17 protein-coding genes are annotated in these 25,636 nt (G+C 67.7%); 12 read left to right on the top strand and 5 right to left on the bottom strand.

What is annotated here, in order from left to right:
* Positions 1-324: 324 nt before the first annotated feature.
* The 3 genes from MKK67_RS07870 to MKK67_RS07860 all read right to left on the bottom strand — a co-directional run bounded on the left by MKK67_RS07870 (position 325) and on the right by MKK67_RS07860 (position 3,071).
* Complete coding sequence (locus tag MKK67_RS07870; protein WP_243963244.1) at positions 325-1,926, bottom strand: gamma-glutamyltransferase family protein; 1,602 nt, start codon at positions 1,924-1,926, stop codon at positions 325-327.
* 180 nt (positions 1,927-2,106) lie between these two features.
* Entirely contained in the window at positions 2,107-2,547 is a 441-nt protein-coding gene (locus MKK67_RS07865) for a DUF421 domain-containing protein (RefSeq protein WP_243944408.1), read from the bottom strand.
* Between the two features lie 2 nt (positions 2,548-2,549).
* Positions 2,550-3,071 carry a hypothetical protein gene (locus MKK67_RS07860; protein WP_243963243.1) on the bottom strand — a complete coding sequence of 174 codons (522 nt, stop codon included), beginning with the start codon at positions 3,069-3,071 and terminating at the stop codon, positions 2,550-2,552.
* 251 nt (positions 3,072-3,322) lie between these two features.
* On the opposite strand from MKK67_RS07860, the gene MKK67_RS07855 reads away from it, so the two are divergent.
* The 6 genes from MKK67_RS07855 to MKK67_RS07830 all read left to right on the top strand — a co-directional run bounded on the left by MKK67_RS07855 (position 3,323) and on the right by MKK67_RS07830 (position 12,458).
* Positions 3,323-3,886: a PilZ domain-containing protein gene (locus MKK67_RS07855; protein ID WP_243963242.1), complete on the top strand. Its 564-nt coding sequence runs from the start codon at positions 3,323-3,325 to the stop codon at positions 3,884-3,886.
* A 76-nt stretch (positions 3,887-3,962) separates the two neighbouring features.
* Entirely contained in the window at positions 3,963-4,571 is a 609-nt protein-coding gene (locus tag MKK67_RS07850; protein ID WP_243963241.1) for a HupE/UreJ family protein, read from the top strand.
* A gap of 135 nt (positions 4,572-4,706) precedes the next feature.
* The gene (locus MKK67_RS07845) at positions 4,707-5,393 is read left to right on the top strand and encodes a metal ABC transporter permease (protein ID WP_243963240.1); all 687 of its coding nucleotides are present in this window, start codon (positions 4,707-4,709) and stop codon (positions 5,391-5,393) included.
* Positions 5,394-5,830: 437 nt separating this feature from the next.
* The gene (locus MKK67_RS07840; RefSeq protein ID WP_243963239.1) at positions 5,831-7,471 is read left to right on the top strand and encodes a porin; all 1,641 of its coding nucleotides are present in this window, start codon (positions 5,831-5,833) and stop codon (positions 7,469-7,471) included.
* Positions 7,472-8,594: 1,123 nt separating this feature from the next.
* Positions 8,595-10,190: a porin gene (locus MKK67_RS07835; RefSeq protein ID WP_243963238.1), complete on the top strand. Its 1,596-nt coding sequence runs from the start codon at positions 8,595-8,597 to the stop codon at positions 10,188-10,190.
* A 669-nt stretch (positions 10,191-10,859) separates the two neighbouring features.
* Entirely contained in the window at positions 10,860-12,458 is a 1,599-nt protein-coding gene (locus MKK67_RS07830) for a porin (protein ID WP_243963237.1), read from the top strand.
* Positions 12,459-12,872: 414 nt separating this feature from the next.
* On the opposite strand, the gene MKK67_RS07825 is transcribed toward MKK67_RS07830, so the two are convergent.
* On the bottom strand, positions 12,873-13,040 hold the full coding sequence (locus MKK67_RS07825) for a hypothetical protein (RefSeq protein WP_243963236.1): 168 nt from the start codon (positions 13,038-13,040) through the stop codon (positions 12,873-12,875).
* Positions 13,041-13,052: 12 nt separating this feature from the next.
* Here MKK67_RS07825 and MKK67_RS07820 point away from each other — a divergent pair, with 12 nt between their 5' ends.
* The 4 genes from MKK67_RS07820 (at position 13,053) to MKK67_RS07805 (ending at position 19,949) form a co-directional block, all read left to right on the top strand.
* Positions 13,053-14,660, top strand: a complete 1,608-nt coding sequence (locus MKK67_RS07820) for a porin (protein ID WP_243963235.1) — start codon at positions 13,053-13,055, stop codon at positions 14,658-14,660.
* Positions 14,661-15,334: 674 nt separating this feature from the next.
* Positions 15,335-16,927 (top strand): porin, encoded by a 1,593-nt coding sequence (locus MKK67_RS07815; protein ID WP_243963234.1) that lies wholly within the window; start codon positions 15,335-15,337, stop codon positions 16,925-16,927.
* A 307-nt stretch (positions 16,928-17,234) separates the two neighbouring features.
* Entirely contained in the window at positions 17,235-18,617 is a 1,383-nt protein-coding gene (locus MKK67_RS07810; protein WP_243963233.1) for a 2-hydroxycarboxylate transporter family protein, read from the top strand.
* A 24-nt stretch (positions 18,618-18,641) separates the two neighbouring features.
* Positions 18,642-19,949, top strand: a complete 1,308-nt coding sequence (locus tag MKK67_RS07805; RefSeq protein ID WP_243963231.1) for an MFS transporter — start codon at positions 18,642-18,644, stop codon at positions 19,947-19,949.
* Between the two features lie 11 nt (positions 19,950-19,960).
* Here the strand turns inward: MKK67_RS07805 and MKK67_RS07800 are convergent, their stop codons facing one another.
* Complete coding sequence (locus tag MKK67_RS07800) at positions 19,961-20,614, bottom strand: GntR family transcriptional regulator (RefSeq protein ID WP_243963229.1); 654 nt, start codon at positions 20,612-20,614, stop codon at positions 19,961-19,963.
* Between the two features lie 116 nt (positions 20,615-20,730).
* On the opposite strand from MKK67_RS07800, the gene tcuA reads away from it, so the two are divergent.
* Together tcuA and addB are read left to right on the top strand one after the other, a co-directional pair.
* The gene (gene tcuA / locus MKK67_RS07795; RefSeq protein WP_243963227.1) at positions 20,731-22,230 is read left to right on the top strand and encodes an FAD-dependent tricarballylate dehydrogenase TcuA; all 1,500 of its coding nucleotides are present in this window, start codon (positions 20,731-20,733) and stop codon (positions 22,228-22,230) included.
* A 171-nt stretch (positions 22,231-22,401) separates the two neighbouring features.
* Positions 22,402-25,578, top strand: coding sequence for a double-strand break repair protein AddB (gene addB, locus MKK67_RS07790; RefSeq protein WP_243963225.1), 3,177 nt, complete (start codon positions 22,402-22,404; stop codon positions 25,576-25,578).
* Positions 25,579-25,636 lie beyond the last annotated feature (58 nt).

Genomic DNA, 25,636 nt, shown 5'->3' with positions numbered 1-25,636 from the left:
GGATCCGGTCTTTCCGGGGAGGTCGCACCCCTCACCCTGTCCCTCTCCCGCACGGGCTACCGGACTCACATATCGGGCTGGGTAACACGGTTGCAGGATCAGGTGCGGGTCCCCTCTCCCGTGCGGGAGAGGGACAGGGTGAGGGAACAGGTCTTTCCGGAGATGTCGCATCCCTCACCCCAACCCTCTCCCGCACGGGAGAGGGGGTTCGTCGCGCCCTATTGAGTGCCGATGTGTGAACGCCGTAGCCCGCACGGGAGAGGGGACCGACGCCATGTCTGGACACCTTTGGTCCGGTAGCCGCGAATGCGGGGGGCTTGCCCCTCAATACCCCAGAGCCGCCCCGTCCTTGCGCGGATCGGAGCCGGCCACCAGCGTGCCGGCCGTGCGATCGATCCAGATGATCTGACCGCCGCCGAGCGGCAGCGGCGCCCGGATCGCCGGGTGGCCGCGTTCGATCAGGCCGGCCATCGCGGCGTCGGAGATGCCGCCCTCCAGCTCCAGGCTGCCGCCATAGGCGAAGCTGCGCGGGGCATCGAGCGCCGCCTGGACATCGAGGCCCCGGTCCAGGATGCCCGACAGCAGCTCGACATGGCCCATGGCCTGGTAATGGCCGCCCATCACGCCGAACGGCGCGACCGCTTGGCCGTCCTTCATCAGCATGCCGGGGATGATCGTGTGCATCGGCCGCTTGCCCGGCCCGATGCTATTCGGGTGCCCGGCCTCCGTGCGGAAGGACAGGCCGCGATTGTGCAGCAGCACGCCGCTCTCCGGCGCCAGGATCCCGGAGCCGAAACCCTGGAACACCGAGTTGATCAGCGACAGCGCGTTGCCGTCCCGGTCGACCACGCAGAGATAGACGGTGTCCTTGTGGGCCCGCTCCTCCGCGATCTCCCGGGCGATCTCGGGATAGATCTCGGGCGGCCGCGCCCGGTCCATGTCGATCGCCCCATGGGCGGCCGCCTTCCAGGCATCCGACAGCAGGTGCTCCACCGGCACCCGGGCGAGGTCGGCGTCGCCGAACAGCACGTCGCGGTGGTGATAGGCCTGCTTGCAGGTCTCGGCGAACAGGTGGAGCCGGTCGAGATCCGACAGCGCGCCCACGTCGTAATGGGAGAGCACGTTCAGCATCATCAGCGCGGCGAGGCCCTGGCCGGCGGGCGGGCATTCGTAGACGTCGTAGCCGCGGTAGCGGGTGGAGACCGGCGTAACCACGTCCGGTCGGGCGGCGGCGAAATCATCCGCGGTGTGCAGGCCCCCGAGTTCGTTCAGGCGACGGACCATGTCGTCGGCCACCGGCCCTTTATAGAAGCCGCGCGGGCCCTCCTCGGCGATGCGCCGGAGCGTTGCCGCGAGCTTCGGCAGGCGGAAGACGCTGCCGATCGCCGGGGCCGCGCCGCCGGGCAGGTAGGTCGCGGCGGCGTGGGGATCGCCCGCGACCCGGGGGGCGCAGCGCAGCCAATCCCAGCCGACGCGCTGCTGGATCACGAACCCGTCCTCGGCATAGCCGATCGCCGGCTGGAGCAACTCGCTCAAGGGACGGGTGCCGTGCTGGCGCACCAGCAGGTCCCAGGCCCCGACCGCCCCCGGCACCGTGACCGCGTGCGGCGAGGTCGGCGTGATCGCGACGCCGTGCTCGGCGTACCAATCGGGGGTCGCGGCCGCGGGCGCCCGGCCCGAGCCGTCCAGTGCGATCGGCTTGGACGCGCCGGCCGGCGCATAGAGGGCAAAACAATCGCCGCCGATGCCGGTCATCAGCGGGTCGACCACGCATTGCACCGCCACCGCGGCGATGACGGCATCGACGGCGTTGCCGCCCGCGCGCAGCACCTCGATGGCCGTCAGGGTCGCGAGCGGATGCGAGGTCGCCACGGCGGCGTTCGCGGCATAGACCGGGGAGCGTCCGGGTGCGGAAAAGTCTCTCACGGGAAATCCTGTCCTGTGCGATCGAGCCGCCGGCCTTCCGCCCCGTCGGAGCGGAGGGGCCGCCGCCGCTCATGCCGAACCGCCGGCTCGACCCTGTCGGCGCCGGCTCGAAACCGTATCCTATATTCAAATGATCCGCAGCGCCCCCGGAGGGCGCCGATGCAAGCTCGGCGGCTCGCGTCACGCCTTCTCGATGATCGAGACCTTGCCGTCGCGCTCGACGATGCCGACCGCGACCTTGTCGAGATCGTCCAGGCCCTGCTGGCGGGCGGCGGTGCGGATGTCGGCCTGCTGCATGCGCAGCTGGCGCATGCGCGCCTCGTCCCAGATGCCGTCGCGATAGACCACGATCGGCGTGCCGTCGACGATCCGCTCGAACCAGACGACGCGCAGCTTCAGCCACGAGACGGCGACGTGCATCAGCCCGACCGTGAGCAGCGCGCTCATCGCCCCGGTGAAGGAATGGTCGTCGCCGAGCACCGCGCTGACGCTCAGGCCGCCGAACAGGAACAGCACGACCATGTCGATCGGCGCCTGCTGGCTGGCCGTGCGCCGCCCGATCAACCGGATCACGAACAGGACGATGAGATAGGCCGCCGCGGCCTTGACGACGGTGTTCATGGCTACGGCACCGCGTATTGCGACCAGGACAGGGTCTCGCCGGCGTCGAGATGGGCCGTGAGGTCGACGCCGCCGTGGAAGCTCGGCGACCCGGTGAAGCGGATCAGCGCGCGGGTCTCGCCCTGTTGCACCGGGAAGACCAGCCGGATGTTGGCGCCGGCGATCTGCCAGGTCTCGGGCCGGGGCGTGATGCTCTCCAGCCCGAACAGGTCGACGAGGTTCTTGGCGATGGTCACCGCGACCTTGTCGCCGCCCGGGGGCACGCGGGTGTCGAGCCGCAGGATCGTCGGGGCGCCGAACCGGACCACCGGCTCGTACCGGATGGTGATCGAATCGTCGGCGTTGGTGCGGGTGCGCTCGCTGAACGGCCCGTGCCCGAGGAGGCCGAGCGCACAGATCGCCACGAAGGCCAGCATCCCGAAGCGGCCGGCGATCTCGGCGCGGCGCCAGCCGTCCTCGAAGGCCGGGTAGAAGCCCGCGGCGATCTCTTCCGGCATCGGCGGGTCGTCGTGGATGATCTCCAAGGCTCATCTCCTCCCGCGCGGCGCGCCCGAAGGCGTGACCGTTACGCGCACCGGAAGCCGGAGTTCCGCCGTTGCTCGCGATGCTGAGCCTTTACAGGCCTGCATGCGCCCTCGAGTTGTAGATTGAAGTCTCCGTTGGATGACGGCCTGCAGACGAATCGATTTTAATGAAATTCGGAAGACCTTCGCAGGCTTCGCCATCGCAGAAGCCCGTCGATGGATCGAACACCGATGACAGGTCGATGACCGGCATGACGAGCCAACGGCACATGGTCGTGCTGCCTGCTCTCTGCTGGAACATCCGCAGGCCGGATTTCTACGCAGTTACGGCCGACGTCACCGCGGAGGGGATCCGGCTCCGGTCCTCGGCCCGGCTGGCGGCGGGTGAGGATCTGACCTGCAGCATTCGCCATATCGGGCAGCTGGAGGTGCGGATCACCGAGGTGTCCGGCCAGGACTTCGTCGTCTGGGTCCGCGGCGGCCGGGCGACGCTCAACGGGCTGGCCCGGCAATTCGTGACGCTGGCACGCGCCCAGAACTTCTCCCTGGAGCCGATCCGCGGCCACCGCCGCATCGTGCCGGCCCAGAAGACCGCCGTGATCACCCTGGAATCCGGGGTGACCTTCCCGGGGCACGTCCTCAACGTCTCGGCCTCGGGCATCGCCCTGCTGGTCGACCAGGCGTTGGAGCTCGGCGAGACCATCTGGGTCGGCAGCCGGGCGGCCCGGGTCGCCCGGCATTTCGAGCACGGCATCGGGGCGGCGTTCCTGGAGCCGTTGGAGCCGGACGCGGTCCACGCGGCGATGACGCTCTGAGGGCCCCCTGGGCGGCGCCCCTCGCAGAGCTGCGGGATCGGCGCTACATCTTGGGGAGACCCTCGAAGGATACCCGATGAAGCGCCTGCTCGCCGCACCCCTCGTCTCGTCCCTGGCCGCCCTTCCAGCCGCACTCGCGCTGCTGCCGCAGGCGGCTTTGGCCCATCCCGGCCACGGGGCCGCGCTCGGCGCGGAAGCCGGCTTCCTGCACCCGCTGATGGGGGCCGACCACGTGCTGGCGATGGTCGCGGTCGGCCTGCTGGCTGCGCTACGCGGCGGCCGGGCCCTATGGGCATTGCCGCTGTCGTTCCTGGCGCTGATGAGCGTGGGGGCGGGGCTGGGCATGGCCGGCGTGGCGCTGCCCTACACCGAGACCGGGATCGCGCTCTCCATCGTGGTGTTCGGCCTTGCCGCGATCGTCGGCCTGCGGGCGCCGGTGGCCTTGCTCGCCAGCCTGGTCGGGGTGTTCGCGGTGTTCCACGGCTACGCCCACGGCGCCGAGATGCCGGAGACCGCCTCAGGCCTGTCCTTCGGCCTCGGATTCCTGGCCGCCACCGCGCTCCTACACGCGGCCGGGATCGGCCTCGGCATCGCCGCCGCGCTGCTTGGTGCGACTCGGGCCGCCCCGGCGCTCGGCGGCGCGGTCGCGGCGGCCGGCCTCGCCCTCCTGGCGCTCCCGGCCTGAGCATCGACGCCGGGTCTGGGCGGCTGACCGCCCCGCCCGGCGGTCGCGATGTCACAGGCGCTTGGGGCTGACACGGACGCCCCGAGTCCCAGGTCACGCTCGCCGCGCATGTCTCCGCGGCGAGAGGACCCCTAAATGGCAAAACTCCCGACACTCGCCTTGGCGAGCCTGCTGACGCTCGGCACGCAGGCCCAGGCCGCCGCGCCGCCCGAGCGCCTGCGCGGCACGATCGAGGCCGTCGCGGACGGCGGCTTCACCCTCAAGACCCTGGACGGCAAGAGCGAGCGGATGACCCTGGCGCCGGACGCCAAGGTGTCCTGGGTGGTCCCGGCCCAGCTCGACCAGATCAAGGATGGCGTGTTCATCGGCACCGCCACCAAGGGCGAGCCGCCGGTGGCCCTGGAGGTGGTGCTGTTTCCGGAATCCATGCGCGGCACCGGCGAGGGCCATTACGATTGGGACGTGATCCCCGATCGCACCGGCGGCTCGGCGGTGAAGAGCACCATGACCAACGGCACCGTGAAGGCCGCTGGGCCGTCGACCGCGCCGGACGCCCCCCGGGTGAAGAGCGCGATGACCAACGGCACCGTGAAGGCGAGCGGCAGCGGTGCGGAGCGCACCCTCACGGTCGATTACGGCAAGGGCCAGTCGATTCAGGTCCTGGTCCCGCCTCAGGCTCCGGTGGTCACCTTCGAGACCGCGGATGCGGGCGCGATCGCGCCCGGCGCCAAGGCGTTCGTGGTCGCCGCGCGCGGCGCGGACGGCACGATCACGGCGCGCCGCGTCGCCGTCGGCAAGGACGGCCTGACGCCGCCGATGTGAGCCGATGCCGGGCGCGTCCCCCCGAACCGGGGTGTCCGACGCCCGGACGGCGCGATGCCGGTGACTCGCGAAGATCCCACACGGTCTGATCGCCCCGACCCATCCGGCCGGTCGGGGCGGCACCGGCCGTGCCCGGTTCGGCAGCACCGCTGCCGCTCCGGAATGCATACCATTACATCCGGCAAGCTGTTGCCGGCTAAGGCGTTCTGATATTGTTGCCGGGCGGCAACATCGCACAGGAACCAATTTATCCGAGCCGAATTCTGATTGCTCGCCGAAACCCGTTCGCACATGGTGATCGTGCACGGGGGCATCGCCAAGCGAGAGCCCGCAGGAGCCTGCCACCTAAGACGCAGGCCAAACCTACAAGACGTGCGGCAAGATCCGGAGAACCGGACATGTCCGCATCATTGGGTCTCGAAGCTTTGGAGATGTCTATGAAGCTCTTGAAGAGCTCTCTACTCGGTTCCGCCGCCGCGTTCGCCGCGATCGGAGCCGCCCACGCCGCCGACCTGCCGGTCAAGAAGGCGGTCCCGATCGAGTACGTCCGCGTCTGCTCCGCCTACGGCGCCGGCTTCTTCTACATCCCGGGCACCGATACCTGCCTGCGTCTCTCCGGCCGCGCGCGGTTCGAGGGCGGCTACATGACCAGCTACTCGCGTCAGGCCGGCACCAACGGCGGCGACACCTCGGGCTACCAGGGCCGCATGCGCATCAACCTCGATGCCCGCACCCAGACCGCCTACGGCACCCTGCGCGCCTTCGTGCGTCTCGATGCTGGCGCCCGCACCGGCTATTCCGGCGTCGGTCAGTCCGGCACCCAGCAGCGTATCGGCCAGGCCTATGCTGGCATCGGAACCGACAGCTTCGGCCGCGACTCGCAGTTCTCGAACGTCGACAAGGCGTTCATCCAGTTCGCCGGGTTGACCGCCGGTCGCGCGTCCTCGTTCTTCGACTTCTACGCCCACGACTTCGAGTTCGCCGGCGCCACCGCGGGTTCGGACCTCGCCTCCACCAACCTGCTCGCCTACACGGCGACTGTCGGCAACGGCTTGTCCGCCACGATTTCGATCGAAGATCCGGTCTTCCGCCGCACCCCGATCTTCTCGCCGAATAGCATTTCTCCTACGGTAAGCACTGGGTCTGCATCGAACTTCGGTGTGACCAATCAACCGACCCCGATCTTCGTGGGTCCTGGCCGCTACGGGAACATCGATAGCATCGAGCGCTCGCGCTTGCCCGACTTCGTCGGCGCCCTGCGCCTCGACCAGGCTTGGGGCTCGGCCCAGCTCTCTGCCGCCACGCACGAGCTGAACGTCGGCAACTTGTCCAACACCGCCAGCGTGGGGACGGGTCCGATCGTGGTGCCGCCCCACACGAACAACGTCCAGGGCTGGGCGGTGCAGGGCGGCATAAAGGTGAACACGCCGTTCATCGCGCCGGGCGATGCCTTCTACCTGCAGGGCGCCTACGGCGACGGCGCGCAGCTCTACACCGGCTACTCCTCCTTCACGGGCTCGTATATTCAGAGCACGACGACCATCCAGGGCCAGAAGTTCGCCCAGTACTTCTCGGATGCGACAGTCAACCCGTTCACCGGTCAGCTGCAGACCTCGCAGAGCTTCACGGTGGTCGGTTCGTACCTGCACTACTGGACGCCGGAATGGCGCTCGGCCATCTTCGGCTCCTATGGCGAGCAGAGCTTCTCCAGCGGCGCTCGTTTGGCTCAGGGCTCGATCTACAACCTCGTGAGCGGACTTGCCGGCAGCAACCCCTTCGGAACCAACGCGGTGGGCGCACCGGGGACCCGGTTCTACCAGCTGAGCCAGGCGCTGCGCGACACCTACCAGTTCGTCGCCGGTGCGAGCTTGATCTGGTCGCCGGTGAAGGATCTCGATATCGGCGTCGAGGGCTACTACACGCAGATCGGCCTGAAGAGCGGCCGGGCTATCGACCTCGACAAAAGCCCGACGGCCTATACCAACGTTGCCGGCATCAACAACGGTACCTACGTGCCGCGCACCGCGACGCAGGACTCGGTCTCCTCGTTCCGCATGCGCGTCCAGCGCGACTTCTAAGCCGCAAACGCGGCGCCGGGGATACGATCCCGGCGCCGACCCCCGTGCATCACGGATCTCAAGGCCCAGCCCTCGGCTGGGCCTTTTTCGTTGCGGGCAGCACGGACAGGCGGGATCTTGCGTCCCAGGCGTCCCAGGCGCCGCGCATAGCCCTTCCGCCAAGCCTCTTGTGGCCCACCTCGGCCGAGGCATGGCTCAGGCCCGACCGGTGCCGCGTATCGCGCCTGGTACTGCGCCGCGAATCGATGGCGCTGCCTCGCGCGGATCCCGACCCGTGTCGCGCGCTATTTCGCTCCACCGGACAGGCCGCTGCGGACCGTCTGTCCGCTCCTCGCGCTGTCCCCGCCGCCGGCCAGCTATCCGATGCCACGCCGAGACCGAGGCGGCGATTGCCCTGGCCAAAGACCTTGGACGCTGAGTCCGGCGGGATACGATAGCGGCCTTCCCGATGTTCTCGACCGGCGCCCACACCAGGGGGCGGTAAGTCGTCCGGCCTGGGCGTCGGCCTCGTCGAGGTGGAATTGGACTCGCGCGGCAGCGCGACCAACGCTCGGGTGCGCTGCCGCGGCAGCCAGAATGCGCGCATCCCCGAAGTGATTCTCCCATCCGTTCGAATCACCGTCATCGCGGGCGCGCCAGCCGCCGGCCTTCGGGGCCGTCGCGTTTGAACGATGTGGTGCTGAACCTTGCCGGCTTAACAGATGTACGAGGCGGTTCTGCGGGCCAATGCGAGCGCTGGGCCCATGCGCCAAGGCATGTCTGCATCCGTTGCAAGGGACGGAATGTCATTATCCCAGTTTTTGATATATGTCCGATATAAATCGTAATAAATATCCGACACGCCGATAGTTATATCATTCAAATTCTGAAAAATAATACTTATAACTACTTCCAGAACGTTGCGAGTGTGCAACAACATAAAGCAATCCTTGAGTCGATATGAAATCGATGTTGCTCGGATAAGCGCGGATCCACCATATGGACCGGCGAAGAGGAATCTCGGACGCGAGATATCTCTGAAGTATGCCGTCAAATTTGCAGATAAAAACAAAAATAAACGCTGCGACGACCGGATAACCCGGAGTCGTTGTTGTTATCGGGTCTCGAAGCTTTGGAGATATCTATGAAGCTCTTGAAGAGCTCACTGCTCGGCTCGGCCGCCGCCTTCGCGGCGATCGGAGCCGCCCATTCCGCCGACCTGCCGGTCAAGAAGGCGGCGCCGATCGAGTACGTCCGCGTCTGCTCCGCCTTCGGCGCCGGCTTCTTCTATATCCCGGGCACCGATACCTGCCTGCGGGTCTCGGGCCGCGCCCGGTTCGAGGGCGGCTACATGGGCAGCAATTCCCGCAGGAGCGGGGATGGCGGCGACACGTCGGGCTACCAGGGTCGTCTGCGCATCAACCTCGATGCCCGCACGCAGACCGCCTACGGCACCCTGCGCGCCTTCGTGCGCCTCGATGCCGGCAGCCGCACCGGCTATTCCGGCATCGGCCGGTCCGGCACCCAGGAGCGTATCGGCCAAGCCTACGGCGGCACCGGCGTCGATCAGGCCGGCCGCGATCAGCAGTATGTGAACGTCGACAAGGCGTTCATCCAGTTCGCCGGTCTGACCGCTGGTCGCGCGTCGTCGTTCTTCGACTTCTACGCCCACGACTTCGAGATCACGGGCAACACCGCGGGTTCGGACATCGCCTCCACCAACCTGTTCGCCTACACGGCGACCTTCGGCAACGGCCTGTCGGCGACCCTGTCGGTCGAAGATCCGGTCTTCCGCCGCACGCCGATCTTCGCGCCGTCGGGCGGCGCTGCCCCCGTCAGCCCCGTCTTCGTCGGCTACACCCGGGGCGTGCCGTCGAGCTTCTCCAACATCGACGCCATCCAGCGCGAGCGTCTTCCCGACTTCGTCGGTGCCCTGCGCGTCGATCAGGCCTGGGGCTCGGCTCAGCTGTCGGCTGCGACGCATGAGCTGAACGTCGGCAACATCGCAACAACTCCTGTCGCTGGCGCGAACGTCGGCCTCGCGCACACCAGCAGCGTGCAGGGTTGGGCGGTGCAGGGCGGCCTGAAGGTCAACGCGCCGTTCATCGCGCCCGGTGACGCTCTGTACCTGCAGGGCGCCTATGGCGACGGCGCGCAGCTCTACACCGGTTACTCTGCGTTCAGCGGCTCCTACGCACAGAGTGCGGCCACAATCCAGGGCCAGAAGCTCACTCAGTACTTCGCCGATGCAACAATCAATCCCTTCACGGGCCAGTTGCAAACCTCGCAGAGCTTCACCGCGGTGGCGTCGTACCTGCATTACTGGTCGCCGGAATGGCGCTCGGCCTTCTTCGGCTCCTACGGCGAGCAAAGCTTCGCTCGCAGCGCTCGCCTCGCCCAGGGTGCGGCCTACGGCCTCGTGAGCCCGACCGTCGCGACCGGCGCCAATGCCGTTGGCGTACCGGGCACCCGGTTCTACCAGCTGAGCCAGGCGCTGCGCGACACCTACCAGTTCGTCGCCGGTGCGAGCCTGATCTGGTCGCCGGTGAAGGACCTCGATATTGGTGTCGAGGGCTTCTACACACAGCTTGGCCTGAAGCGTGGCCGGGCGATCGACCAGGACAAGAGCCCGACGGCCTATGCCAACGTCGCCGGTATCAACAACGGCACTTTCGTGCCGCGCACCGCGACGCAGGACTCGATCTCGCAGGTCCGTTTCCGCGTCCAGCGCGACTTCTGATCCGACACACCGGCGCCGAGGCGTTGGCCCCGGCGCCGGTCCCCGTGCATTTCGACTTTCAAGGCCCGGCCCCGCGCCGGGCCTTTTTTTGTCGCGGGTATCGTCGTGCTCGCCGTTCCCCAAGATATCGCGGCCTCGGCCTCGGCCTCGATCATCGGCGAGCCGGTGTCTCCCGGCATGTCCGAGCCGGGTCGCGCGCGCTCTGGAGTGGCGACGCCAGCGGGTTGAGAGCGGTGCCGCTTCCCGATCGAAGGCGCCGCCGGGAAGGACCTGTGCGGCGTCCGCCGGCGGGAACATCGGTCCAATGTGCCGGCCGGTCGCGCCAACTACCCATCCGACGTGATTAAATAAATACCTCTCGTTTCCAATATAACAGTGTTTATGTAAAATAAGAACGCGACATTCTCTACATATACCGGCATGAGCACAATAATACATTCAATAATATTTGCAATTGATATGTTGTTATGAAGCAACAAGCTCATAAATGTAATTTTATTTTCGAAATAAGTCTTGCTCCGTGACATTATGGAATGCAGAATATACATATTGATAATATATAAGGCAATATGTATGGTAATTTATAGAAATAGTTCGATAATAATTATTTTAGATGAATTTTAATTGCAATAAACAGCCCCAAGTTTGAGGTCAAATATCGAGGCCGCGATGAGATTATTAAGACGTTGCCTGCTCGGGTCCCTCGCAGCGTTCGTCGCGGTCGGAGCCGCCGACTCCGCCGACCTGCCGGTCAAGAAGGTGGCGCCGATCGAGTACGTCCGCGTCTGCTCCGCCTTCGGGGCCGGCTTCTTCTACATCCCCGGCACCGAGACCTGCCTGCGGGTCTCCGGCCGAGCGCGGTTCGAGGGCGGCTACATCACCGCCTATACCCGGCAAGCCGGCACCAACAGCGGCGATACATCGGGCTATCGCGGATTGCTGCGTTTCAACCTGGATGCCCGCACCCAGACCGCCTACGGCACTCTGCGCGCCTTCGTACGCCTCGATGCGGGCAGCCGCGCCGGCGCTTCCGGCGTCGGCCGGTCCGGCACTCAGGAACGCATCGGCCTAGCCTATGCCGCCACCGGCGTCGATGAGACCGGCCGCGCGCAGCAGGTCGTGAACGTCGACAAGGCGTTCATCCAGTTCGCCGGCCTGACCGCCGGTCGTGCCGCCTCGTTCTTCGACTTCTACGCCCACGATTTCGAGCTCTCGAGTGCCACCGCGGGGTCGGATGTCGCCTCCACCAACCTGTTCGCCTACACGGCGACCTTCGGCAACGGCCTGTCGGCGACCCTGTCGGTCGAAGATCCGGTCTTCCGCCGCACGCCGATCTTCGCGCCGTCGGGCGGCGCTGCCCCGGTCAGCCCCGTCTTCGTCGGCTATACAAGGGGTGTCCCGTCGAGCTTCGGCAACATCGACACCATCCAGCGGGAACGCCTGCCCGACTTCGTCGGCGTCCTGCGCGTCGATCAAGTCTGGGGCTCGGCCCAGCTCTCGGCTGCAACGCATGAGCTGAACGTCGGCAACATCGCCCTCGGTACCGGTGCGAATGTCAGCGTCGCCCATACCAACAGCGTCCAGACCTGGGCGGTGCAGGGCGGCCTGAAGGTGAATGCGCCGTTCGTCGCGCCCGGTGACGCCCTGTACCTGCAGGCTGCCTATGGCGACGGGGCCCAGTTCTACACCGGCTATTCCACGTTCAGCGGCTCAGCGTCCCCGAACGCCGCCACGATCCAGGGCCAGACGTTCAACCAATACTTCTCCGATGCGACGATCAACCCGTTCACCGGCCAGTTGCAGACCTCGAACAGCGTCACCGCGGTGGCGTCGTATCTGCACTACTGGTCGCCGGAATGGCGCTCGGCCGTCTTCGGCTCCTACGGCGAGCAGAGCTTTTCCCGGAGCGCCCGCCTTGCCCAGGGCGCGGCCTTCAACCTTCTGAATCCGAACGGCACCAACACCTTCAGCACCAACGCCGTCGGCGTGCCGGGGACTCGGTTCTACCAGTTGAGCCAGGCTTTGCGCGACACCTACCAGTTCGTCGCCGGTGCGAGCCTGATCTGGTCGCCGGTGAAGGATCTCGATCTCGGCATTGAGGGCTACTACACGCAGATCGGTCTGAAGAGCGGCCGGGCGATCGACCTCGACAAGAGCCCGACGGCCTATGCCAACGTCGCCGGCATCAACGCCGGCACCTTCCTGCCGCGCACCGCGACGCAGGACTCGGTCTCGCAGGTCCGTCTCCGCATCCAGCGCGACTTCTGATCCGACCTATCGGTGCCGGGCCTCACGCCTGGCACCGGTTCCCGTGCATGTCGACGTCCAACGCCCGGCTCCGCGCCGGGCTTTTTTTGTTGCGGCTTTCGAACCGACGCACGGCCCCGGCTTGCAGCGCGTCGACCCGGTGCCGAGTCAGCGCACGCCTCCGAAGCCCGTTTGGAACGACGGCACCGTCGAGGTGCTCGATGGCCGGCGCCCTTGGCGCCCACCGCTCAGGGATGCGCGCGCCATCACGATTAAACAATCGGACGCGTCGGCCGCTGCGTGAGAACGATAGTAACGCGACCGAATTTTTCAAAAATCAATAATCAACCCGTCGTATATTTATATGATCCTCCCATATAAATCCGCATTTTACTGTTTCTTATATGCAACTCATTCGCAAATGAGCAGATGAGTTCAAGAATGACTGTTGCCCGCTAAAGAACTGAAACGCAGGATAATCATCCAAATACGGACTTTATCCGCCAGATTTGGAATAAATATTCCGCCAACAAGCGGAATGAGAAAAAATCCTTCGACAGATGGGGGAAGCCGAGGAGGGTTGCCGTTATCGGCTTCAAACATCTGGGGGCATTGATGAGTCTATCGAATCGTTTCCTGCTGCTTGGTTCTACCGCTGCTTTCGCCACGGTCGGCGCGGCGCACGCGGCCGACCTGCCGGTGAAGAAGGCCGAACCGGTCGAGTATGTCCGCGTCTGCACCACGCACGGCGTCGCCTTCTTCTACATCCCCGGTACCGATACCTGCCTGCGCATCTCCGGCCGGACCCGGTTCGAGGGCAATTACCAGACGACCTACTCGCGCCAGACCGGCACGGGCGACACGTCGGGCTATCGGGGGCTGTTGCGCTTCAACTTCGATGCTCGCACCCGGACCGAGTACGGAACCCTGCGCGCCCTGGTGCGCCTCGATGCCGCCTCCCGCACCGGCCTCATCCATTCCGGCACCCAGCTGCGCATCGGCCATTCGTACGCCGCCACCGGCGTCGACGAGGCCGGCCACGCACAGCAACATGTGAATGTCGACAAGGCGTTCATCCAGTTCGCCGGCCTGACCGCCGGTCGTGCGGCGTCTTACTTCGACTTCTACGCCCATGACTTCGAGTTCTACGGCGCCACCTCCGGCTCGGATACGTCGTCGACCAATCTGCTCGCCTACACGGCGACCGTCGGCGACGGGTTCTCGGCGACGCTGTCGGTCGAAGACCCGGTCTACCGCCGCACGCCGGTCTTCGCGCCCTACGCGACCACGGCCACGACCCCGGTTGGCCCCGTCTTTGTCGGCTATGCCGACGGCCTGCCGTCCCGCTACGGCACCATCGACAGCATCCAGCGCTCGCGGCTGCCCGACTTCGTCGGCGCCCTGCGCGTCGAGCAGGATTGGGGCTCCGCGCAACTCTCGGCCGCCACGCACGAGATCAATGTCGGCAACCTGAGTACCGCCCCGGCCGACGGCACTGGTGGTGTGATCACCGGTGTTGCGCATACCGGTTCGGTCCAGGGCTGGGCGGTGCAGGGCGGCGTGAAGGTGAACACGCCGTTCATCGCCCCGGGCGATGCCCTCTACCTACAGGGCGCCTACGGCGACGGAACGCAGAACTATGTCGGCTATTGCATGATTGCCGGCTGCTATGCGCAGGCCAATACCGGTTTTGGTGGGCAGAAATTCGCGCAGTCCTTCGCCGATGCGTCGATCAACCCGTTTACCGGCCAGTTGCAGACCTCGACTAGTTTTTCGGCGGTCGCCTCGTTCCTGCATTACTGGTCGCCGGAATGGCGCTCGGCCGTCTTCGGCTCCTACGGCGAGCAGGATTTCTCGGCCGGCGCCCGTTTGGCGCAGGGCGCGGCCTACAGCCTCGTGAGCCCGAACGGCGCCGTCGCGTTCGGCGCCAACGCCGTCGGCGTGCCGGGGACCCGGTTCTATCAACTGAGCCAGGCGCTGCGCGACAGCTACCAATATGTGGTCGGGGCGAGCTTGATCTGGTCGCCGGTAAGAGATCTCGATATCGGCGTCGAAGGTTTTTACACCCAGGTCGGCGTGAAGAGCGGCAGGGTCATCGACTCGGACAAGAGCCCGACGGCCTATGCCAACGTCGCCGGCATCAACGCCGGCACCTTCGTGCCGCGCACCGCGACACAGGATTCGGTCTCGCAGATCCGCCTCCGCGTCCAGCGCGACTTCTGATCCGACACATCGGTGCCGGGTCTTCGGTCCCGGTCCCGTGCGATGCGACGTTTGAGGCCCGGCTCCGCGCCGGGCCTCTTTTTGTTGCGGGCGTCATCGTGCCGACCGGTCGCGACGCTCCCCCGGCCAATGGCGTCCGGGCACCGCGCCTGCGCATACGGCTGAAGGTGATCGAAGGCGGTTGCGATTCGCTGGCGAGGATCAGCGTGGCCACTGCCCGTCAGGATGGCGGCCCAAGCGGCGCCCACCACCGACAGGCGAGGGCAGCCTGCCGGCAGTGGCAGGAACACCATCGGTTCAGCAGGCCGGGCGACTCGTCCGCCGCCCCTCAAGATCAGATGATCTGCTGCATCGGGCGCGCGTCAAAACAGCGATAGCGCAAGTGATCATTTCCTATTGAATGATTTGATGTCGAATATTTGAATATAGACTGAACAATAATAGGCACATTCAACGTGGCGGATTAGCAACATCAGCGTAAATGCGAAGACGAATCATGGAATAAATGTTGCTCGCTAAAGACCGCGATCGCAGGATGAACGTCGAAAGATGAATTCCGGGTCCTAAGTCTCGGATCAATCTTCTACAGAACATAAAGCATAAAAAAAATCCTGCAATCGTCAGGACATGCGAAACGCATTGCCGCCGTAGGCTCAAAATATCTGGGGGTCTTGATGAGATTATTGAATCGTTTCTTGCTTGGGTCCGTCACCGCATTCACCGCGGCCGGAGCCGCCCACGCCGCCGACCTGCCGGTCAAGAAGGCCGCGCCGATCGAGTACGTCCGCGTCTGCTCCGCCTACGGCGCGGGATTCTTCTACATCCCCGGCACCGATACCTGCCTGCGCATCTCTGGCCGGGCCCGGTTCGAAGGGGCCTACCAGACATCGTCCAGCCGCCAGCCGGGCGCTGTCGGCGAGACGTCGGGCTATCGCGGGTTGGCGCGCTTCAACCTCGATGCCCGCACCCAGACCGCCTACGGCACCCTGCGCGCCTTCGTGCGCCTCGACGCCGCCTCCCGCACGGGCGTCATCCATTCCGGCACGATGCTGCGCATCGGCCAGGCCTACGGCGCCACCGGCGTCGACGAGCGGGGCCAGGCGCAGCAATACGTGAACGTCGACAAGGCGTTCATCCAGTTCGCCGGCCTGACCGCCGGTCGCGCGTCGTCGTTCTACGACTTCTACGCCCACGATTTCGAATTCTACGGCGCGACCTCGGGCTCGGACAATTCGTCCACCAACCTGCTCGCCTACACGGGCACCTTCGGCAACGGCGTGTCGGCGACCCTATCGATCGAAGATCCGGTCTTCACCCGCTCGCCGGTCTTCTCGCCGTCCGGGAACGCACTCACCCCCGCCTTCGTCGGCTACACCGACGGCCGGCCGTCCCGCTACGGCAACGTTGATACCGTCCAGCGCTCGCGGCTGCCCGACTTCGTCGGCGCCCTGCGCGTCGACCAAGCCTGGGGCTCGGCTCAGCTCTCGGCCGCCACGCACGAGATCAACGTCGGCAACCTGAGCACCGCCACGGCCGCGGGCGCGGGCGGCGTGCTCACCGGGATCCGGCACGCCAATTCAGTCGAGGGCTGGGGCGTGCAGGGCGGCGTGAAGTTCAACCTGCCATCGATCGCCCCGGGGGATACCCTCTATCTCCAGGGCGCCTACGCCAACGGCGCGCAGAGCTATGCCGGCTATTGCATGATCGCCGGCTGCTACGCGCAGTCCAACACCGGCTTCGATACCCAGAAGTTCGAGCAGTACTTCGCCGACGCGTCGATCAACCCGTTCACCGGCCAGCTCCAGACCTCGACCAGCTTCTCGGCAGTGGCGTCGTACCTGCATTACTGGTCGCCGGAATGGCGCTCGGCCCTGTTCGGCTCCTACGGGGAGCAGGATTTCTCGGCCGGCGCCCGCCTGGCCCAGGGCGCGCTGTTCAGCCTGGTGAACCCGAGCGGCAACAGCTTCGGCACCAACGGCGTCGGCGTGCCCGGCACCCGGTTCTACCAGCTGAGCCAGGCCCTGCGCGACACCTACCAGTACGTGCTCGGCGGCAGCCTCATCTGGTCTCCGGTCACCGACCTCGATATCGGCGTCGAGGCCTTCTACACGCAGGTCGGCGTGAAGAGCGGCCGGGTCATCGACCTCGACAAGGGCCCGGGTGCGTACGGTGCCGTTGCCGCCATCAACAACGGCACCTTCGTGCCGCGGACCGCGACGCAGGATTCGATGACCCACGTGCGCTTCCGCGTGCAGCGCGACTTCTGATCCGACCGGCCGACCCCGATCCCGGAGCCGGCCCCCGCATCGCGACGTTTTCGGCCCGGCCCCCCGCCGGGCCGTTTCGCGTCGCGCCCGCGTGCCGAGACTGAGAAGCCAGTTTAATCCTGATCCTCAATACAGGTTGCGCGCTTTGTTCCGCGGTTCGCGTTGCCGGTCTCGGCGGGCGCTGATACGCCGGAATCGACTTTATCTCCGCCGACCGCGCGGCCCCGGTCGCCACCATCGCGGCGACCGGGGCCGCGCGGCGAAGGCCGGAAGGGCCCGCGCGTGGTCGGAAGTCCGGAGGAAGCCGATGACCAGTTCCGCCTCGACCAGCCCCGTGCCGGCATCGGCCGAAAACCCGGTCGCCGAGCGCCGCGCGTCGCGGTTCTGGCCGGAGGGCTGGTGGCGCCTGGTCGACATGAAGATCGGCATCATCCCGCTGCCGCTCTACGTCATCGTGGCGATCCTGCTGGTGGTCCTGGTCCAGGAGGGCGAGGTCAAGCCGGACGGGCCGACCATGATCGCCGTGCTGGTGATGGGCGGCTTCACCTGCGCGGAGATCGGCAAGCGCATCCCGATCCTGCGCAACATCGGCGCGGGCGCGATCTTCGCAACCTTCATCCCGTCGGCGCTGGTCTATTACAAGCTGGTGCCGCCGCAGATGGAGAAGGCGATCTTCGATTTCACGAAGTTCACCAACTTCCTCTACATCTACATCGCTACGATCATCGTCGGCTCGATCCTCGGCATGGATCGCGACGTCCTAATCAAGGGCTTCCTCAAGATCTTCGCGCCGCTCGCGGTCGGCTCGGTGGCGGCCGCCATCGTCGGCACCCTGGTCGGCACCGCGCTGGGCCTTGGCCCCTACAAGACCTTCTTCTTCATCGTCGTGCCGATCATGGCAGGCGGCGTCGGCGAGGGCGCGATTCCGCTCTCGATCGGCTACGCGGCGATCCTGGGCCAGCAGCAGGGCGTCGTCTTCGCCCAGGTGCTCCCGCCGGTAATGCTCGGCTCGCTCACTGCGATCATCTTCGCCGGCACCCTCAACGCCGTCGGCAAGCGCTATCCCCACCTCACCGGCGAGGGCCGGCTTCAGCCCGGCGCGGAGGGCATGGAATCGAGCGACGCGCAGGCGCGCTCCGAGGCGGCGCGGGGCCAGATCGACGCCGCCACGATCGGCGCGGCCGGGCTCACGGCCATCACCCTCTACCTGCTCGGGGTCATCGCCCACCACCTCGTCGGCCTGCCGGCGCCGGTGGCGATGCTGTTCCTGGCGGTGTTCGCCAAGCTCGGCAGCGCCGTGTCGCCCCACCTCCAGGCCGGTGGCTTCGTGGTCTACAAGTTCGTCCAGGTTTCGATGACCTATCCGCTGCTCTTCGCCATCGGGGTGGCGCTCACCCCCTGGAACGAGCTGATGGCGGCCTTCACCCTGGTGAACCTGATCACCATCGTGTCGACCGTCTCGACGCTGATGGTCACCGGCTTCTTCGTCGGCCGCGCGCTCGGGATGTACCCGATCGAGACCGCCATCGTGAACGCCTGCCACAGCGGCCAGGGTGGTACCGGCGACGTCGCGATCCTCACGGCGGCCAACCGCATGGCGCTGATGCCGTTTGCCCAGATCGCAACCCGGATCGGCGGCGCCCTGACCGTGACCGGGACGATCATCGCGATGAAATGGATCGGCGTTTGAACGCGAAATCCGGAGCGTTGCATCATGGCCGGTGATCCGGGCTCCGTCGAAGCGACTCTGCAATCCAGGATCGGGGCGATCCTCCGCGCGACGAGCGGCAACTTCCTGGAGATGTTCGACTTCTTCCTGTTCGGGTTCTACGCCAGCTACATCTCGCGGGCGTTCTTCCCCTCGGGCAACGAGACCACCGAGCTGCTCCTGACCTTCGGGACCTTCTGGCTCGGCGCGCTGATGCGGCCCCTCGGGGCGATCGTGCTCGGCGCCTATATCGACCGGATCGGGCGCCGGAAGGGGCTGATCGTCACCCTGGCGATCATGGCGAGCGGCACGGTGCTGATCGCCTTCTGCCCGAGTTACGGGACGATCGGCATCGCCGCACCGCTGATCGTGCTGGCCGGGCGCCTGCTGCAGGGCTTTTCCGCGGGCGTCGAGATCGGCGGCGTCTCGATCTACCTGTTCGAGATCGCCACCCCTGGGCGGAAGGGTTTTTACACGGCGTTCCAGTCGGCCAGCCAGCAGGTGGCGATCATGTTCGCGGCCGTGATCGGCTACGGGCTTAACGCCTACCTGACCAAGCAGCAGATCGGCGATTTCGGCTGGCGGATCCCGTTCTTCATCGGCTGCCTGATCGTGCCGTTCATCTTCTTCATCCGGCGCGCCCTGCAGGAGACCCAGGAATTCGCCCGCCGGACCCATCATCCGGGCACGCGCGAGATCCTCACCACCGTGGCGACCAACTGGCGGATCGTGCTGCTCGGCATGATGCTGTCGACCATGACCACGGTGACCTTCTACATGATCACCGTCTACACCCCGACCTTCGGCAAGAACGTCCTCAAGCTCACCGAGACCGACAGCCTGATCGTCACCCTGTGCGTGGCGATCACCAACTTCATCTGGCTGCCCGTGGGCGGGGCGCTCTCGGACGCGGTCGGGCGCAAGCCGGTGCTGCTGACGATCTCAGTCCTGTCGCTGCTGACCACCTACCCGGCCCTGCACTGGCTCGTGGCCGATCCGACCTTCGGCAAGATGCTCGGGGTCGAGCTGTGGCTGTCGTTCTTCTTCGGCGTCTACAATGGCGCGATGATCGTGGCGCTGTCCGAGGTGGTGCCGGCGCGCGTGCGCGCCAGCGGCTTCTCCCTGGCCTACAGTCTCGCCACGGCCCTGTTCGGCACCGCCACCCCGATGGTCTCGACCTACCTGATCGACCAGACCGGCGACCGGGCGGCGCCGAGCTACTGGCTGATGGCGGCCGCCGCCTGCGGCATCGTCGCGACGCTCGCGCTGTTCCGCGGCGGGCCGCGGGACGCGCGGGTTCCGGCCCACGCCTGACGGCGAGGTCCCTACACCCCCTGCCAGATCCGGATCCGTGCCTTGAAGGCGGCGCGGATATGCGCGCGCGCCGCCGCCTCGGCGCCGTCGCCGTCATGGACCCGGATCGCCGCGATGATCGCGGCGTGCTCGTCGAGGGACTCCCCGGCGCGCTCGGGCGCCGCCAGCGTCGTGGCGCCGGGCAGAAGCACCAGCGACAGCCGCATCGTCTCCAGGGTGCCCTGCAGGAAGCGGTTGCGCGCCGCCGCGTGGATCTGCCGGTGGAACAGCCGGTTGTTGCGGGCCAGTGCCGCCGCGTCGCCGGTGAGCGTCCGGTCGCGGGCGATCATCTCCTCCAGGATCTCGGTTTCGACCGCGCTCGCGTGGATCGCGGCGAGCCGGGCGGCCGTGCCCTCCAGCACCTCGCGCATGTCGTAGAGCTCGCTGACCTGGCCGTAATCGAGCTGCGCCACGCTGGCGCCCCGGTGCGGCTCGTGCGCGACGAGGCCCTGCGCCTCCAGGCGGCCCAGCGCCTCGCGCACCGGCGTGCGGCTGATCGCGAAGCGCTCGGCCAGCTCCGCCTCGCGCAGGCGGCTGCCGGGGGCCAGCTCGCCCTCCTCGATCGCTTGCAGCAGACGCTCATAGGCGGCGACGCCGTTGGAGCGCTCCGACTCACTCGCTTTCATGTCAGGCTCTCCTCGACCGGGGCCTTAGCCTGAATCCACGCCGTCCGGAACGCTTGCAGCCGATTGCATGCGAGCGTATACAATCATGGACATAGAGCGGAGCGGTGGAGGCGGGGATGCAGGATCGTCCGGACGGATCATGGGATGTCGTGGTGGTCGGCTCCGGCAACGCCGCCATGAGCGCGGGCCTCGCCGCCCTCGAGCGCGGCGCCTCGGTGCTGATGATCGAGAAGGCCGAGCCGGATCTCGCCGGCGGCAACACCGCCTACACGGCCGGCGCCATGCGGTTCGTCTACCAGGGCAACGACGATCTGCTCCCGCTGCTGGCCGACCCGGACGATCCGCGCCTGCCGCGCACAGATTTCGGCGCCTACACGGCCCAGACCTTCGAGTCCGACCTGCTCGGCTTCAACGACGGCCGGCCGCTCTCGCGCGAGCAGCGCATCCTGATCGACGAGAGCGGCGCGGCCCTGCGCTGGCTCTCGACGCAAGGCGTGAAGTTCGAGCCGATCTATGCCCGGCAATCCTTCGAGAAGGATGGGCGCTTCGTGTTTTGGGGCGGCCTGACGCTGGCCACCCACGACGAGGGCTTCGGACTCGCCCGGGCTGAGCTGGAGGCCTTCACCAAGGCCGGCGGCGAAATCCGCTACGGCTGTCCGGCGACTGGGCTGATCGTCGAGGCGGGCCGCGTCGTCGGCGTGGAGACCCCCCAGGGCGCGTTCCGGGCCAACGCCGTGATCCTGGCCTGCGGCGGCTTCGAATCGAACCCTGAGCTGCGCACGCGCTTCATCGGCGAAGGCTGGGACAAGGCCCGGGTGCGCGGCACCCCGCACAATCGCGGCGACGGGCTGGAGATGGCCCTGGCGCTCGGCGCCAAGCCGCACGGCTTCTACGGCGGCTGCCACGCCACCCCGATGGACCTGCACACCCCCGATTACGGCAACCTCGACCTGCCCCACGGCGAGCGCAAGCACTACCGCAAGATCTGCTATTTTTTGGGCCTCATGCTGAATGCTGAGGGGCAGCGGTTCGTCGACGAGGGCAAGAATTTCCGCAATTACACCTACGCCCAGTTCGGCCGCTCGATCATGGAGCAGCCCGGCCACGTCGCCTGGCAGATCTTCGACGCCAAGGTCGATCACCTGCTCTACAGCGAGTACCGGTTCCACGACGCCCACTTCGTCGAGGCCGACACGCTCGACGGCCTCCTGGACAAACTCGACGGCATCGACCGCGCGGCGGCCAAGCGCACCATCGCCGAGTTCAACGCCGCCGTGGACGACACCGTCCCGTTCGACCCCACCGTGAAGGACGGCCGCGGCACCAAGGGGCTTCCCCTGCCGAAGTCGAACTGGGCCCAGGCGATCGAGACCGGGCCGTTCAAGGCCTACCCGGTCACCGGCGGCATCACCTTCACGTATGGCGGGGTCGAGGTCGGAGAGGGCGGCGGCGTTCGGCGCGAGGACGGCAGCGAGATCCCGGGCCTCTACGCCTGCGGCGAGATGGTCGGCGGCGTGTTCTTCAACGGTTATCCCGGCGGCTCGGGCCTGACCTCCGGCGTCGTCTTCGGGCGGCGGGCGGGCTACGGCGCCGCCGCGGCGGCGCGGGGGGCATAGGTTCTCACCGCCCACCGTCCTTGCGAGCGTAGTGAAGCAACCTAGGGCAACGCTACGTCCGGGGATCGCGCGCCGCGCTGGGTTGCTTCGCTGCGCTCGCGATGACGGCACGCGTTCGCCGTCGTCGCACGCCCCTGTCCCGACCCGCCGAGCCCGCGTAAAAGGCGCTCCATGTCAGAGCGGCAGGCCGTCTTTACCATCACCCGGGGCGTCCCGTTCCTGCCGGTGCTCGCCGAGGCGCTGCTGTCCGGCCGGCTGGTCGGGCCGGTGGCGGAGGATCCGCTGGCGCTTGCATCGGTCACCATCTATTTGCCGACCCGCCGCGCCGCGCGGGCGCTGGGCGCCATCCTCGCCGACCGGCTCGGCCGGCGGGCGCATGAGCGGGGCGCGCCTGGCTACGCCGCCCTGCTGCCGCGGATGATCCCCCTCGGCGAGGCCGACGAGGCCGAGCTCGACCTCGCCTCCGAGCCGCTGCTGGAGGACAACGATCCGCTCAGCACGCCGATGCCGCCGCTGGAGCGCCGGCTGATTCTCGCCCGCCTGGTCCAGGCCTGGGCGAAGTCGGTCGACCGGACCCTGCTGCCGCTGGACGCCGAGGTGCCGTTCCTGGTGCCGTCCTCGCCCGCCGACGCGGTCGGGCTCGCGGGCGATCTCGAGCGGCTGATGGATGCGCTCACCGTCGAGGGCCTGCCCTGGTCGGAGATCGGCGCTGCCGTGGAGGCCGAGTATTCGCGCTATTTCGGCCTGACCCTGGATTTCGTGAAGATCGCCGCCGAGAACTGGCCGAAGCTCCTGGCTGAGCGCGGCCTGTCCGATCCGGTCGCCCGCGCCCGCGGCCTCGTGCTCGCCGAGGGCCAGCGGTTGGCGCGGACCGCGCCGACGGATCCCGTGATCGTCGCTGGCTCGCTGGGTTCCGTGCCCGCCACGGCCCGGCTGATCGCGGCCGTGGCCAAGCTGCCCCGCGGCGCCGTGGTGCTGCCGGGGCTCGATCTCGACCTCGACGAGGCCGGCTGGTCCGACATCGACACCGGCGAGGGGTTTTCCCGGGTGATCGCCCACGGGCACCCCCAGGCGGTGCTGCACCGGCTGCTCGGGCCGGACAATCTCGCCCTGCCGCGGGCGGAGGTCGTGGCTTTGGGCGATCCCGATGCCGGCCAGGCGGCCCGGGCCGCTTTGCTGTCCCAGGCCCTGCGCCCGGCCGACACCACCGACGCCTGGGCCGATCTCGACCCGGAGAAGCGGGACTCGGTCGCCGAAAGCGGCTTGAAGGGGCTGGCTCTCGCCGAGGCCGCCGACGAGCGGGAGGAGGCCCTGGTCGCGGCGCTGGCCCTGCGCGAGGCCCTTCAGGTCCCCGGCGCCACCGCGGCCCTGGTCACGCCGGATCGCGGGCTCGCCGGCCGGGTCGCGGTGGAGCTGCTGCGCTGGGGCATCGTCGCCGAGGATTCGGCCGGGCTGGCGCTGGCCGGAAGCCCCGCCGGACGGCTCGCCCGGCTCACCGCGGAGCTGGCCGCCGACCTCGCCCGCAACCAGGCCGACGCGATCCCGGCCCGGCTGATCGCGCTGCTCTCGCACCCGATGGTCCGCCTCGGCCTGGCCCGGTCCGACGTGGTGCGCGGCGCCGCCGCCCTGGAGATCGGGCTGCTGCGCGGCCCCGTCCCGGCCCCGGGTTTTTCCGGGCTGCGAAATGCGCTGGCGGCCGAGCGGGTCGGGCCTCTGGAGCGCCGCCCCCGGGCCAAGCGCCGCCTGAAGGATATCGACTGGGATCTCGCCGAGGACCTGCTCGACCGGCTGGATCAGGTCTTCGCCGACTTCCCAGGCCCGGACGGGGCCGGCGAGTGCGATCTCGTCGCCACCGCCGCCCGGCATCGCGCCGCCTGCGACTGGCTGCTCGCCGGCCCGGAAGACGCCCCCGAGGAGGTCGAGGACGGCTCCCTGTCCTGCCTCGACGCCCTGTTCGACGATCTGGAGATGGCCGAGCCCGGCCTGATGCCGGGGCGGTTCGACGATTACGCGACGTTCTTCACCGCGCTCGCCCGGGAGCGCCTGGTCGGCTGCTCCGGCGAGGCGCCGCATCCACGGCTGCGCATCCTGGGCCTGCTGGAGGCGCGCCTGCTCTCGGTCGACCGGGTGGTGCTCGGCGGGCTCGACGAGGGCGTCTGGCCGGTGCGGACCCTTACCGACGCCTTCCTCAACCGGCCGATGCGCGAGCGGGTCGGCCTCAACCCGCCCGAGCGGCGCATCGGCCAGATGGCGCACGACTTCGTGCAGGCGCTCGGCTGCCGCGACGCGGTGATCACCCGGGCGCTCAAGCGCGAGGGTTCGCCGACCGTACCGTCGCGGCTGATCCAGCGCCTGCGCGCCCTCGCCGGCGATGCCCGCTGGGAGGCGGTGCTGGCGGCCGGACGGCGCTTCACCGGCCTCGCCGCCAGCCTCGACACCGCCCCGGCCGAAAAGCGGCTGAAGCGCCCGGCGCCGAAGCCGGACCCGGCTCTGTTCCCGCGCTCGCTCAGCGTCACCGAGATCGAGACGCTGGTCCGCGACCCCTACAGCATCTTCGCCCGCCACGTGCTCGGGCTCGATCCGCTGGAGCCGCTGGCTGCGGTGCCGAGCGTCGCCACCCGCGGCTCCCTGGTGCACGACATTTTTTCGGAGTTTGCCAGTGCCCATCCGGATGGCCTACCCGGGCGGCCGGAGGAGCATCTCTTCGCCATCGCCACCAACGCCTTCGGCGAGATCGCCGACACCTATCCGGAACTCTACGCCGAGTGGTGGCCGCGCTACGAGCGCATGGCGGCGGCCTATCTCGCCTGGGAGACGGAGCGCCGGCCGGTCTTGCGCCGCATCCACCCGGAGGTCTCCGGGCGCTGGGTGATCCCCCTAGGCCGCGAGAGCTTCACCCTGCGCGCCCGGGCCGACCGGATCGAGCTGCGCCCGGACGGCAGCGCCTGCATCGTCGATTACAAGACCGGTACGCCGCCCTCGGCGAAGATGATCTTTTCGGGATTCTCGCCGCAGCTCACCCTGGAGGCGGCGATGCTGATGCACGGCGCCTTCGACGGCCTGCCGGCGGTAAAGACCACCCCCGACCTGCTCTACGTCCATGCCTCGGGCGGGAGGAAGCCGTTCGTCCCGGCCCCGGTGAAACCGCCCCGCGGCGAGGAGCGCAGTGTCGAGGCGATCGTGGCCGAGCACGCCACGCGCCTGAAAGGCCTGATCGCCCGCTTCCTCACCGGCGAGGCCGCCTACACGGCCCGGCCCTACCCGCAATATGCCAGCCAGTACGGGGCGTACGACCACCTGGCGCGGGTGCTGGAATGGTCTCTGGGCGGGGAGGAGGGTGGGGAGTGAGCCGCACTGGACGGCGGGCGAGACTCGGGCTCGGGTCCGAATCGCGGTAAGTACATCT

It is taken from the genome of Methylobacterium sp. J-072, from assembly GCF_022829425.1.
Lineage (GTDB): Bacteria > Pseudomonadota > Alphaproteobacteria > Rhizobiales > Beijerinckiaceae > Methylobacterium.
Note: the sequence above shows the minus strand (reverse complement) of the source record. Positions and strands in the feature narration are given on the sequence as shown.